This is a genomic window from Mycoplasma sp. 3392 (assembly GCF_053851755.1).
On the sequence record NZ_JBSQBF010000001.1, the window covers coordinates 162,999 to 177,356 of the forward strand.

At 31.2% G+C, this 14,358-nt stretch carries 7 protein-coding genes; 3 read left to right on the plus strand and 4 right to left on the minus strand.

Annotated features, from left to right (window positions below):
- Positions 1 to 19 precede the first annotated feature (19 nt).
- Complete coding sequence (locus tag ACWXVV_RS00705; protein ID WP_455984593.1) at positions 20 to 8,488, minus strand: hypothetical protein; 8,469 nt, start codon at positions 8,486 to 8,488, stop codon at positions 20 to 22.
- Between the two features lie 32 nt (positions 8,489 to 8,520).
- Entirely contained in the window at positions 8,521 to 8,778 is a 258-nt protein-coding gene (locus ACWXVV_RS00710; protein ID WP_438341511.1) for a hypothetical protein, read from the minus strand.
- Between the two features lie 264 nt (positions 8,779 to 9,042).
- On the opposite strand from ACWXVV_RS00710, the gene serS reads away from it, so the two are divergent.
- Positions 9,043 to 10,308, plus strand: a complete 1,266-nt coding sequence (serS, locus tag ACWXVV_RS00715; RefSeq protein WP_455984592.1) for a serine--tRNA ligase — start codon at positions 9,043 to 9,045, stop codon at positions 10,306 to 10,308.
- A complete protein-coding gene (rmuC, locus tag ACWXVV_RS00720; protein ID WP_455984590.1) occupies positions 10,308 to 11,777 on the plus strand; it encodes a DNA recombination protein RmuC in 1,470 nt (489 codons plus the stop codon). The genes serS and rmuC overlap by 1 nt, the downstream gene beginning before the upstream one ends.
- Before the next feature lie 119 nt (positions 11,778 to 11,896).
- Here the strand turns inward: rmuC and rplA are convergent, their stop codons facing one another.
- Positions 11,897 to 12,586 (minus strand): 50S ribosomal protein L1, encoded by a 690-nt coding sequence (gene rplA, locus ACWXVV_RS00725; RefSeq protein WP_438341508.1) that lies wholly within the window; start codon positions 12,584 to 12,586, stop codon positions 11,897 to 11,899.
- A complete protein-coding gene (gene rplK / locus ACWXVV_RS00730; RefSeq protein WP_455967651.1) occupies positions 12,586 to 13,023 on the minus strand; it encodes a 50S ribosomal protein L11 in 438 nt (145 codons plus the stop codon). The genes rplA and rplK overlap by 1 nt, the downstream gene beginning before the upstream one ends.
- Positions 13,024 to 13,219: 196 nt before the next feature.
- On the opposite strand from rplK, the gene ACWXVV_RS00735 reads away from it, so the two are divergent.
- Positions 13,220 to 14,347, plus strand: a complete 1,128-nt coding sequence (locus ACWXVV_RS00735) for an MnuA family membrane nuclease (RefSeq protein ID WP_455984589.1) — start codon at positions 13,220 to 13,222, stop codon at positions 14,345 to 14,347.
- The last annotated feature ends 11 nt before the right edge of the window (positions 14,348 to 14,358 follow it).

A 14,358-nucleotide genomic window follows, 5' to 3' on the forward strand; every position in this document is an offset into this window, starting at 1 on the left:
ATATCTCCTTATTTCCTAATTAGTGTAATTTCATTTTTATGTTTATTGTTTCTACGACCTCAACAAATTTCGGATCCCCTGGATAGTAATCACCATTTAAATAAATAGCCCCGTCTCATCAGGTACCTTTATCTCAGCTACTATCTCAAATAGAACGTAGACGGTCGGCACGTCCAGTGATTGTTTCTGCAGCTCGACGAGCATAAATTTCTGGAATGTATTTAATTAAGCCATTCTCTTTTCCTTCATTTAGCGCTAGTGTTAACGAATTTGCTTCAATATTAGTGTTGATTGTTTTTTGTGTCCCATCACTCAATGTAATTGTTTTTTGAGAACGAGTAGAACTTTGCTTAGGTCAAAATGCTCTTCATTCATTTCCTTCTAAACCTTTACCACTACTTTGTTTCGAATATCCTAATTTGAAACTGAAGTTTTCATTTGATGACGTGTCAATGCTTCCACCAACAAATGTATGCAAGTTGTAAATTGCTACTCTTGGTACTTCTGTTTCTGAAACAGTTTGATTTTCTTCTACCATTGGAACCATAATATCGATGTAATATGAGTATTTATATATGCTTCCTTCAACTTCAAATTTAGTTTCCATTGGAGCTCAGTAAATTATTGCATCTCCATTTGGACGCACATATTGTTTGTATTTATATCCTTCTATATTTAATCTAAAGTCATCTTTGAATTTGAACTTAACTTCAAAGTTTTCATTTTGCTTATTGTTAACATCATCTCTGCCTTCTGAAGAACCCAATGTTGAGTATGAAGCGAATGACTTAATTTTTCTCTTTAGTAAATCATAGTAAGAATATTTCAAGTAAGCTGCTAAGTAGTTAGGTACTGCAGTATATTTGTTTCATCCTGCTTCATTCATTGTGAACAGCAATGCATTGTCCATAGCATCAGGACTCGAAAAGTTTTCTTTAGTTAATGTTGAAACATCGAGTGTTTTAAACGTTAATAATTGTGTTTTAAGATCTATTCAGAATGGGGGAACGTCTTTAAATACGCTGTTTTGCTCGTAGTCAGCAGGTGTGTATGAAATTCTTATGTTAAAACTTACTTTCTTTATGGATGTATCAGACTGCAAGATGACTTTGGCAAAATTTTCTTCACTTTGTTCTTTGTAAATTCAGACTTTTACGTTATTTACGTTATATGTCTCAAATTCATCTAAAAAATTCACTGGTGTTTTTACAACAGGGAATCAGCGGAACAAATTAATAAATGCAGTTTGATTATTAATTTCCTTGTACTCATACACCTTGCCATCTTTTATAAATGTATTTTGAGATGTGGGAATATCGTTTAGGTTTTGTATAAATGTTTCCGCAAGAGTATTTGAGTCTGCTAAAGCAATTCCTCCTCAATATGAGTCTTCCGAATTATATTGGTATTTAACTGGTGAATAAAAAAGATCAAGATTTGTTGGTTCTTCTAGTCATTTTCACAAGGTGTGAGTGGATTTATATGCTTTGTAAATGCTATAAATAGAGTCAGCAAGACTCATGCTATCTTTGTTTCATTTGGTTATAAGTAAATTTTTAAAATCATAAGTACTTTTAGCAACGCTTTTGTAGCTGTTTGTTGCTATTAAAAATGCGTCGTTACTTGCCCAATCTCACTGTGGTCCAAATACCTTACCACCGATTTTTCTTCCTACAATATTTTTTAAAAATGGAATCAAATCAACCCGGGCATCTACATAGGTAGCAAAAATATTCTTCAATGACACATCTTCGTTTGAAGAAGTTCCATAAACCATGTCGTTGAATTTTTCATGTCTTTTTCAAATATTAGCCACTGTTGTAATTCAACCATTCATTGATTCATTTACTTTATTGCTTGCATCACTTTGATCTTCTTTGACAGTTGCTTTATCAAAAGTAAATTTGTATTTCGAAAATGCAAATGGAGAGTTTTGATAGTTAGCCCATGCAGTTTCTGACGAACTTGTGTCTGAATTTGCAAAAGCAGTAATAAGATTTTCGATTTCTGAATATCTATCGATATTTTTTAGAACTTGAGTAAAGTATGTTGAGTTTGAATCATCTGACAAGTGTGACTTAATTTCATTAGCAAAGTCATTATATTGAGCTAATAAAGGCGGGGTGGTTATAACAAACTTAGATCATAAGTTTTTGATTTGTGATTCTAGTGCTTTTTGAACAGGCACATAGTTGTTAATAATATTTGAACGGTAATTGGCAAATAAGTCTGTTCCTTTTGCTGTGTGAGTTTCATCCGGTTTTTGTTCTAAATCAAAGCTAAAGCTGTTTAGATATGTGTTGAAACTTTCTAAATCTTGTTCAGTCATATTCATTGATTCTAGAACTTGTGATTTTTGCAAGTTTTGTCAATCTTGAGCAGTATTTGCTGTTCCTGCATTATTAATACTGTCAATGAATTGTTTTAGTCATTTGTGTTCTCAATAGATTCTAGATCATGAACTTTCATACAGTCATGAAAGATTTTGTTGATATTTTGTAGTTGCTTCATTAAAGTTTTCAGAAATAGCATTAAATTTGTCAGTGTCTTGAATTTGAACATTATTCATTGAACTGAATGGATCATTAGAAATGCTATCAAGTGTTTCTATTCCTTGAAGTGTCATAAAGCTGAATAGTGATTTTGATTCATCATATAAATTACGTGCTTCTGATTCTTTTGTTTTCTTTAATTTAGCAATTAATCCATCAAATGGATCACTTATTTTATTAATGCTTTCTTCTTTGTTTGAATTTAATAAAGCAATCGCTTGATCAGTTGTCATATTTTGAGTGTTTTCACTCTTAGCAGTAGCAATTGTTTTGGTTGTGTTTGCTTTTGCTTTTTCAATAGCAGTTCCTAATTCTGTAAATAAACCTTGAATTGCTGGAGTTTGTGCATTTACATCTTTTTGGTTGTATCAATTTTGAGCATCAGCAATAATATTTTTTAGTTGGGTTGTAGCATTGATTGCTGTTGTATATGAATAAGGTCCTGAACTCTCAATGTATTTTTGTCTTAGAGAGTTGTAACCTTCTTCATTTTCTAAAGTGCTATCGTTAGCTAACAATGTAAAAATGTTTTCTAGAATGTCTCTAATTGGTGTCTTTTCTTCTTCTGATAATGAATTATTGGTATTTAGCTGATTTAATGCAGTTGCATACGCTGCGATAATTTTTAATTTTGCAATAGCATTTAAAATTTCAGTGTTTCTTGTTCTTAGGTTTAGATCGACAAAATCTTTAGCATATGTTTCTTTACCTTTTTCGATTAGACCTTTTACAGCGGGATTTACACTAGCATCTCCTTTTAGTACTTTCAATTGTTCAACAACTTTTGGATTGTTTTTAATATCATCATTCGACTCTACACTTGTTATTTCTTCTTGTGCTTTAGCAATGCTGTCAGCAATATCTTTGTATAAACTTAGCACACCAAAAGCATTGTTAGAAGATTTTTTAACATCTAACAATTTATTAATAACATTGTCAAAGTTGTTTTGTTGTGGGACAACAGCAGGATTTACAAAGTTGATTGATTTTGTTTTTTCTAATTGACTGGTGAAGTAATTTACCATAGCAGTTTGCAAGTCTTGATATTTTGCTTCGACGTCTTCTGATGATTCCTGTTTCAATGCTGCTTTGGTTTTATCAATCAAGTTTTCGTTTGGTGTGTTGATGATAACGTTTGCAACTTCTTTTCTTGTTTGATAAATCTCATTTAAAGAAACAAACATATCATCTAAATCACTTGCCAAGTCATTAATATTTGATTCCTGTAATTTTTGTCCTGATAGCGCATATTTAGGAACACTTCTTAAAATGGCATCAGCCATGTTGGTTGTATCAATATCAAATTTGTTTGTTTGATACAAGATTTCGTCTTTAATACTTGATTGCACTGCAATTTTTTCGATTTGTTTATCAAATAAATTGCTCAATTTGTTCATTTCAAGGGTTATTCTTGTTACTTCTTCATTTGTTGTGTCAGATGCTTCTGACTGTTTTAACAATTGGTCAATGTAGTTTTGAACTTCTTGTTTTTTGGCATCTGGTGTACCAAAATTATTACTTCCTTGTGGGTAAGTAATTGTCGCTAATTTTTCTTTAACTGAAGCATATTTTTGACGCAAGTTGGTTGAACTACGTAATTTATCTAATAGTTCATTAATTTGTTCTGAAAGTTCAAAAACATCTGCTTCTGTTGCACTATCTGAACCATATTTTGTCTTAGCTTCTGCTATTTTTTGTTGTAGCTTTTGAACCGCTTCTTGTTCAGCTTGACTTAGATTTTGAGTTCCAGTGTTGGTGATTAAATCACTTGCTTTCTTAACTACTTTAGCTAGTGAACGAGTTTTTTCTAAACGTCCAACAAGATCATTTAATTTTGTGTCAACAACTTTTACGTCCGCAGTTGTATTAGCATCTGTATTTTCTTGTGAAAGTTGATCAAATAAGGCATCAATAGCATCCTTGTAATCTTGATCGGTTTCACTTAAGTTAATTGAGTTATCGAAATCTTTTTTAGCAGTATTGATCTTTTGTGCTTCTTGTCTTTTAGCTTCTTCTAATGACAATGAGTCAATTAAAGCGTTTTCAAGATTTTGTTTTTCAGTTTTTAGTTGCTCAGTTGTTGTATTGTCAGCAGCTGAAGGAGTGTTGTCACGAATCAATTGTTCTAAATAATCAGGAGTGATAGTTACATCGGTAGGTGGATTATCTTTTAGGTCCTTAATTCTATCGAAGACTTTCTTTTGAGTATCAACTAAAGAAACTAAGTTTTTTAATCTTTCAGTTTCGTTAGCGATTTCTTTTTCATCTCCTACTTGAAGACTTTGCACATGATTGTCAATAGAATTTAAATATTCTTGTAATTTTTGTTTTGTTTCTTGTGCTAAAGGACTTTCTGAGTAAGGGCTTTGGCTTAGTTCATCAAGTTTTTGTTGAGCTAATTGTTTTTGGAAATCAAATAAATCGTTTTGATATTGATAATTCATTTGATTATAAATATCATCTAGTTGTTGTTGGGTGGTACTATCAGCATCTTTTAGTTGTTGATATTGCTCATATAAAGCATTTAGTTTAGGTACTACTGCTTCTGAACCATTGACAATATCTTTTGCCTTGGCGTCGTTTACTAAATCGTTATATTTAGCTTCAATATCACTTTTAGCTTTGGCAAAATCACTAGTGATTTGATCTTTTTCGCTATTGCGTTTTCTTAATTCTTTAACTGCTTCAACTTTTAAGTTCTTTAATTCAGAAATTGTAATTGGTTCATTGTTTAAGCTTTCACTCAACTTGTTAATTTTTTGTTCAAGTTCATTTGCAGGAGCTGAATAGATAGCCTTATTTTTCTCCGCATCATTGTAAACACTTTTTAGTTGGTTAATGGCGTTTTCAGCTTCTATGTAACTATTTGATTTTGAAAGCTCTTCATTTAGATTATTAATTTTTTCTTGAATTTGTAACGCATTGTCACCATCATTAACAAGTGGTTCATTGATGGTGTCAGCAAATTTTTGTCAAGCAACTGGATTAGTTTCTTTATCGATTGCGTCTAAACAACTTAAAGCATCGTTAAGTTTATTAGCAAGCTTTTGTTGTCTTGCTAGTTTTTCAGTCATCTCTTGAATTTGTTCCACAGTAGCATCAGGGTTGGCTAAAAGTTGATCTTTTTGATCTAAAAGAGCTTGAATTGAATTATTTACTGAAGCATAAGGTTCTAAGTTTTTGTTGTCTCCAGTATACAAACTTTTTGCAAGATTTGCTGCCTCATTTTTCAATTCTGCCAAAGCAACTTGAATTTGTAAGTTTTTATTTGCTTCATCAATTTGAGCTTGAATTTGGTTGTATTCGCTAGCCTCATTAATATTGTCTTTATTGAAATCAGCACCATTACTGTATGTTTGCAACAGCTCTTGTGCTTTGTTGTACGCTTGTTTTAACTCTGGATAGTTTTCGCCATTTTTATTTACAGAAGAAGCTGAGTTATTGTATGTTGATTGCAAAGCTTGCAAAGCAAGTTCTAAATTTGCTGCTTGCGGGGCAGATTTTTGCATTGTCAACATTTGGTTTTTAATTTTTTCACGTTCATCAGTATCTTCAGTTGCTAAATAAGCTGTCTTTAAAGCTTCCAATTTATCTAAGAAAGTTTTTTCGATTGCAGTTGGTTCACTTGAGTAACGAGTTGGCTCAAAAGCATCTTTAATTGCTTGTAGAGTAGGTTTGTAAATACTATTAACATCAAATTGTTTTTTCTTTTCGTTGAAATCTTCGATTGCTCTTTGCAATCTTTCGTATGTATCAACAGGATCTGAATTTTGTGGATTGTCAAAATCTTCTTTTGCTCTGCTTAGCAATTTTTCAATGTTTTTAATTTCTTCACCTAGTTCAATCTTTAAACTTTCAGGTAGATTTGAAATTGTGTTTTGTGCTACTGGGTAAATAGTGTCAAGTTTGTGGAAATTCTCAGCATTATCATTGATAGCTTTAATTTCTTGGTAGATTTTTTGTAATTGTTCCTCTTTTTGCTCAACACTTAAAGTTTTATCTGAGTCTACACGATCAGCATCGTTTCTTAAAGTGCTAATTTGAGTAAGTAAGATTTCTTTTCCTTTGCTTCATTTTTCACCAAAAACATCCACAACTTTTTCTTTTGTTACATCAGCATAACTTTGAACATCGTCTTTTTTAATTTTTACTCTTTGGTAAATATAAACGTCCTGAGCTCAAGCAATATCTTGTTGTAATTCTTGCCGAGTTGAACCATCGTACAGGGTAGCAACTAAAAAGACATCATTTAGTTGTCATTTATCAAGTCAGTTTTGAACGTTTTGTTTTTCAGTTTCATCAACAATTGAATCTTTTAATTTACTTAAGGTTGTGACTCAACCTTTAAGTTCTTCTTTGTTAATTTGTCTTTCTTCTTCGGTTAGTTCAGCTAATGCCTTTTCATTTTCACTAATTGTGTGGCTTTGTGCAAGGTATTTAGATAACTTATCTTTAAGGTTTTGAATTCTAGTTTGATTTTCTGAATCCAATTTTGTATATTTTAAATTTTGATAAGAAACTTTTACTTGTTTTTCAAGTACTTCTAATTGATTAATTAATTGTTCATTATAAGAAATTGATGTGGCTAATGAATTGTATAAATCTGATAATTTTTTAACGAATTCACCTAGATTTTCAACATTTTGAGTTAGTAATTCATTGTTAATGTATTTATCAAAATCATCACTACTAATTGAGTGATTGTCTTTTGCATTTGTAAGTAATTGTTTTAATTTTTGGCTGTAACGGTTAGCAGTTGAAATCAAGAAGCTATTGTCTAGCATCTTGATATATGTTTCCACATTCACAGAACTTGTGTCAACTGAAGTAATTAATTTTTCAACTTGTGAGCTAAAAATTCCGTAGTTATCTTTGTTTTCTTGATAGCTGTTTTGTAAGGTTTGAGCTGATTTTTTTAGTTCTTCATCTGTTAAGAAGTTGGCACTAATTTTTGAAAATTCCGTATTAATAAAATCACTAACATCGCTTTGAGCACTTAAATTGTTTGCTGGAACTAAAGCGTAAGAATTTAGGATTGCTTCTTTGAAATCGGAAACTTCTTTGATAAATTTATCTTTTGAATCTTTTTGTAGTTGTGAAGCATTAATTTCGTCAATTAGAGAGTTTAATTTTGTGTTGATACCTTCTAGATTTGCTGTGCTTAAAGACTGCATTGATTCATCAATGTTAGTTGCTGCTGTATTTAAAACATTAGCAAAAATGCTATTTAAGGTTTGTAAATAATCTTTAGTTAAGTTTTTGGCATTTAAGTTTGTTCTAATTGTGTCGATAGCTGAAAAAACATTTGCTTTGTCAGTTGAATTTTTTAAGAATGAATTGTCATAAATGTTGTTTTCAATTAGGTGATAAAATTCTTTTTCAAGATCTCAAGTTGACTTGTTACTACTATTCACCATTCCATCAAAGTTTGAATAAAATTTAGTGAAATCAAATGAGTCACTATCAGCCTTAACTTTTTCATAAAGTGGTTTAACAAGTACTTTTAGCTCTTTATCTTTGATTAAGTTACTTAGGTTATTTAGAGCAGCATCAACTTGGTCTGTTGTGGCATTAGTGTCTTTTACCACTGACTCAAATTGTGCTTTTGCAACTCTATCAACTAATTCATTTTTCAACTGATACATTGTGTTTATATCAGAATTCTTTTGCTTAATTAATTCTTCAGCTCTTTTTACAAGATCATTGATGTTGTCAACATTATTTGCATCTAGATTTTTGTTATCTGCTAATTGTTTTTTTGTGTCAACTACTTGTTGTTGTAATGCTTGATAAATATTTTTATCTTTTACGAAGTTTTCATTTTTTGAATCTGACTCATGAACAAGAGCTAAAGCAGTTGCAAGTCCTGCAGCCGCTGCTAGAGTTGTTCCAAGAAAAATTGAAGCATTTAATTTTTTGTTATTTCTTTTAGCCATAAATCTCCTTTGTGTTTTAGTATTTATGATTTCTAGTTATTTTTGAAGAATCCAAAAATTCCATTAACTCTTTGTGCCTTAGTTAAAAGTAAACCATTTGCATCTGTGTTATTGAAACGAATAAAATCTGCTAGATAAGCTATCTCTACACACAAAATCAAAAGTAAAAGTAGTGTTAGTATGATAGCGATTGCTAGTCAAATTTTTTGTCCTTTTGTCATCGCTTTTTTTTCTTTTTTTGCTTTAGCTGGTTTTTGTTCGACAGCTTGCATGTTATCTGTTGAGTTCATATTTACTCCTTAGGAAAATAAATGTTTGAAAATCTATTGTTAAAACATTTTGAAAAATACAAATATTTTTAAAAGTATACTACAAATTTATAAAGTTTGTTAGAGGGCTTAGATAAAAAAAAAAAAAAACATTTTTACTCAAAGAAAGACTGAAAAATTGTTTTTTTTTGTTTGCGAAAATGTCAAAAAATTATTCAAAAAACTAGCAGTTGTCATTTTTTTGTGCTGTTGTATAATTTAAATAATTATTTAAGGCGGTAAAAAATGTTAGATTTAAAATGATTATTAAATAATGAAAATATAGCAAAAGAGGGACTGAAAAAGAGAGGTTTCAATGTTGAAGTTGTTGATAATTTGATAACTTTGACAAAACAAAGAAATGCAGCAACACATGTTGTTGAAAATCTTCAGTCTCAACGCAATAATTTGAGTGAAGAAATAGGTATCAAAAAAAGAAATAAACAAGATGCTTCTGAGTTGATTCAAAAAGTAAATGAAATTAAAGAAGAAATTGAAAAACACAACGTTGAACTAGAAAAATTAAACCAAGATGTACTAAACTTAGCAAGTCAAATTCCTAATATCCCACACGAAAGTGTTCCTGTTGGGGCTGACGAAAATGGCAACGTAGTTATCAATGAACATGCGAGCTTAGGAAGAGGTTTGGTTAAAGGTGTAAAACCTCACTATGAAATTGCTAAAGATTTAGATATTGTTGATTTTGAAAGAGCAGTCAAACTGGCAGAATCAAGATTTGTCACATACAAAAAAGATGGGGCAAAATTAGTTCGTGCACTAGCATCGTTCATGCTTGACACACATATTGCTAATGGGTATGAAGAAATTATGCCAGCACACTTGGTTAACTCAAAAATGCTTTTTGGAACCGGACAATTACCTAAATTCAAAGAAGACCTATACAAATTGGAAAATGAGGATTTATGACTTATTCCAACAGCAGAAGTTCCAGTTACAAACTATTACAATAGTGAAATTTTAGATTTAAGCAAAACCAAAAAATTTGTAGCATACACTAAGTGTTTTCGTTCTGAAGCGGGGAGTGGCGGAAAAGATACTCGTGGTTTAATTCGCCAACATGAATTTCACAAGGTTGAACTGGTAAAACTTTCGAACAATGAAAATGTATTGCAAGACTTTTTTGAAACAGTTGAAGATGCAAAAAGAATTTTGGAGCTTTTAGAAATTCCTTATCGTGAATTAAGTTTATGTACAGGAGACATTGGGTTCAGTAGCGCTAAAACTATTGACTTAGAACTTTGAATTCCTAGTGAACAAAGATATCGCGAAACATCATCAATATCTGTTTTCTTTGATTTTCAAGCTCGTAGAGCAATGATGAGATATCGTGACCTGGAAGGCAAAATTCAATATGCCAACACAATTAATGGAAGTGGATTAGCAATCGACAGAGTAGTTGCTGCAATATTAGAAAACTATCAAAATGAAGATGGAAGCATAACAGTTCCTAAAGTATTGGTACCATACATGAAAAAAGAGGTAATTAAATAATGGCTGTAGAATTATTGATTTTAACTTTTGTCATCATTATTTTACTGATGGCAATTGGGGCGGCAATATATGCTTTTATAAAATTAAAAAAATGAAAAGATTCAAATAAGGAAACAAGGGAAATAATTGAAAAAACGAATAAATTAAATGATGAAACAAATAAATTGTTACAAGAATTTAGAAGTGATTTCAAATTACTTGAAAACGATCTTGTTACTCTTAAGGCTGACTTTAAAAACAGTGTAGAAAACATTGAAAAAGAAATAAAGAATTTCAAAGAAGAATTAAATCCAAAAATTGAAAACTTTATTAATAATTACGACAAAAAGTTTTCAAGCGCTGTTGAGTCGTGAGAAACAAAAGCACAAGAAAATCATGATGCATTAGATAAGATTTTAAAAGAAGGTGTTAACAACAATACAAATATCACAAATAAGTTTGTATTGGACTTCAGTGAAGCATTGAACACTAAATTTGAAGGTTTAGACGTAAAAATCGACACAAAACTTACTGAAATTGAAGATGCTTTCAAAAAACGTTTTGAAAACGAAATGACTGCTAAATTGAAGGAACATTTTGCAAATGTAACAAACACAATGAGCGAGCTTTCTAAAAACTTAACCAAATTTGAAACAGTGCAAGATTCTGTTAAAAACGTAGAAAAAATATTTAGCAATGTAAAATCGTTTGGGGCATTTGGTGAAAAATTTGCTCAAGATTTAATTGAAGAGTCATTTGGAAAAACTGATTCTTTAGTAGAAATACAAAAACAATTTGTTGTTAGTGATTCAGAAACAAATGAAGAAAAAACTTACAAGCCTGATTTTTCAATCAAAGTTTTTGATGTGAACGGTGAATCAAGAAACTTGTTTTTGGATGCTAAGTTCCCGCTACAAAAATGAAAAGATTTAACAAGTGCTTTGGAAGAAGGGAATAAAAGCAAGGTTGAAACTGCAAGTAAAAATTTAACAAGTGCAATCAAAAACAATATTAAAGACATTAAAAGATATGTTGATCAAATTGAAACATCTATAGATTTCGCTATTATGTTCTTGCCTTCTGAAGGTTTATATGCTTGATTTACCACAAATAACATTTTAGTAAGTTTAGCAAGAGAAAATAATATTGTGGTTTGTGGACCAACAACTTTAGTTGCTATCATTAATACAATTAAAACAATTAACGAAGTTGCTGCTTACTCATACAACTCGTTAGAACTCGTAAAGCAAGCTAAAACTTTGAAAAAGAGTGTTACAGCACTTCTAACTGACATCGAAGACGCAAAAAAATGGGGTCAAAGATCAGTAGATACACTTACAAAAGCAGTGGGTAAAAGTTCTACTGTATTTAAAAACATCGAAAATGTTGGTAAATTTGAAAAGTTTTTACCAGATGTTGAGATACCAAACAGCTCACACGTATTAGTGTCTCCCTCTGGAATTGATGAAGTCGGCACAGACAAAGAATAAGTTGTTAAATTTTGATTTTTAAACAAGGCGAAGGTCTTGTTTTTTTTGTTTTTTGTTGTTGCTAGTTACAAATTATAAAAAAATACCAGTCCGCAGACTGATATTCTCGCTAGCTTATATTAATCAATTTTAATTTTAACTGCTGGTCCCATTGTTGCTGAAACTGTTAGGTTTAGCATGTATGTCCCTTTAACTGCAGCTGGTTTTAATCTTTTGATTGTTTGGATTAAAGTTTGAGCGTTTTCTACAAGGTGTTCTGTAGACATTGATTTTTTACCGATAAGTGAGTGGATAATTCCACCTTTTTCAGCACGGTAGTTTGCTTTCCCTTTTTTGATTTCTTCAACAGCTTTTCCTGGTGTTACAGTAACTGTTCCTGTTTTAGGGTTAGGCATTAGACCTTTAGGTCCAAGTTTTTTCCCGTATTTTCCTAAAACAACCATCATTTTAGGGTCGGCAACAATGATGTCAAAGTCATATTTGTCTTGATTTAAAACTTCAGCTAATTCTGCTCCTGAATAAACAAAATCTGCTCCCGCTTCTTTAGCTTGTTGTTGAGCTGTTGCATCATCTGTAGCAACTAAAACTCTTACAACTTTTCCTGTTCCATGTGGTAACACAACTGCTCCACGTAGTTGTTGATCTGCTTTACGAGTATCAATGTTTAATTTGATTGCTAAATCGATTGAAGCATCAAATTTTGCATATGAAGATTTTTTAGCTAATTCAATAGCTTCTTCTAGTGAATAAACAGCATTTTTATCTACTAATGCACGTGCTTTAGCTAGATTCTTAGAAACTTTTTTCATTAGTTGCATCCTTCACTTTCATCGTATCCTTCAACAACAATACCCATGTTTTTAGCAGTACCAACAATTGTTCTCATTGCTGATTTTAGGCAATCTGTATTTAGGTCAGGAAGTTTGTATTCTGCGATAGCCTTTAGTTGGTCAACTGAAATAGTTGCAACTTTTGTAGTTCTTGAATTTGAAGAACCAGATTTGATTTTTGCAGCTTCTTTTAATTTGTATGATGCAGGTGATGTATATGTTTTAAAGTCAAATGATTTGTCTTTGTAAACTCAAATTTTAACTGGAACTGGCTCACTTCCACGGTCTCTTGTAGCGTCGTTGAATTGTTTTGTAAATTCAGGCATAACAATTCCTAATCCAGCTAAAGCAGGACCCGGTTTAGCTTGACCAGCATTGAATTGCAATTTAGCAATTCTAACTAATTCCTTAGCCATTGTATGTTTCCTTTCGAAATATGTGGTGCAAATGATTTACATAGAAATCTCCCACTTGCTAGAGGCAATTAAAAATTGCATTAATATTTTATCACAAAAAATACTTTAAAATAGGACAATATTTTCTAATCAAAAAAACACTCAAAAATAAAGCTTTTTCATTAAAATTGTTTTATTACTAAACTTGGAGTAAATAATGGCTAAAAAACAAAATTCTAAATCTAGAAATACTAAATCAAAAAAACCAAAAACTTTAGTTTCACTACTAACAGCTTTAATCGTGCTAGCAGCTGGTGGTGGGGGAGTGGGATACTACTTTGCAAATCAAAAAGAAAAAGTAGTTTTAAATACATCAGTGAGCTTAGAAAAAACTTCTGACTTGCGTCTTATGAGCTGAAATGTTCTAAATTTCGGTGGTTCTAACACTGCCTATAACTCAAACAAAATGATTAACATAGCAACTACTATTTTGAGTTCGCAGGCTGACGTTATTGGATTGGAAGAGATTAACTGAGGACAGGAAACAAGTGTTAAAAACTTGGTGAAACTTCTTAACCAAAACAATCAAGAAGAAACTTGACAATATGTTATCAGTCCGCTCAATGTAGCTTCATATCGCAAAGAATTCGAAAATTCTAGAGAACAGATTGCTGTTTTATATCGTAAAGATAAAGTTAAGGTTCTTAATTCAGGATTTAAAGGTAAAGAAATTTATGCAAGACCACTTTACTATGTGCAATTTGAATCTGTAACAAAATCAGATTACAAGTTTGTTTCAATTTTTGGTCATTTTGATGCTCCTGATGTTAATACGAAAAACGGCGAGACAAAATCAAGTGAATATTCGGGACAAGGTAGCCAAGAAATAAAAGAAGCTAAGGCCTTAGCACAAATTTTGGTTGAACTTAAGACACAATATAACTGCGACATTATTTTCGGTGGTGACACAAACATTAAGGCAAAAAACAATTCGGCAATTGAAAGTAAAAAATATGCTCTAGGTTATGTTGATTTTGAAACTAATCTTGAATATTACAAAACATCTCTTTCAAACAAAGTTAAAGCTTATTCTGATCCTTATGACAAATGAGCGATTATTGACACTGGAACAAAAAATGTTTATTATGGACAAAACTACCCATACAAAATAGATATTATTAATGCTTTTAAAGAAGATGCAAGCGGGCATAGTTTATGAAATAGACAGGAAAGTGTTCAGAATTATAAAAGATATAAAAAAGATAAACCAAATCCAACTGATCTGGAATTAATCCGTGATGTTAGTGACCATGCTCCTATCTTAGTAGATATCAAGTTTAACTAGTCCCTTAAAAA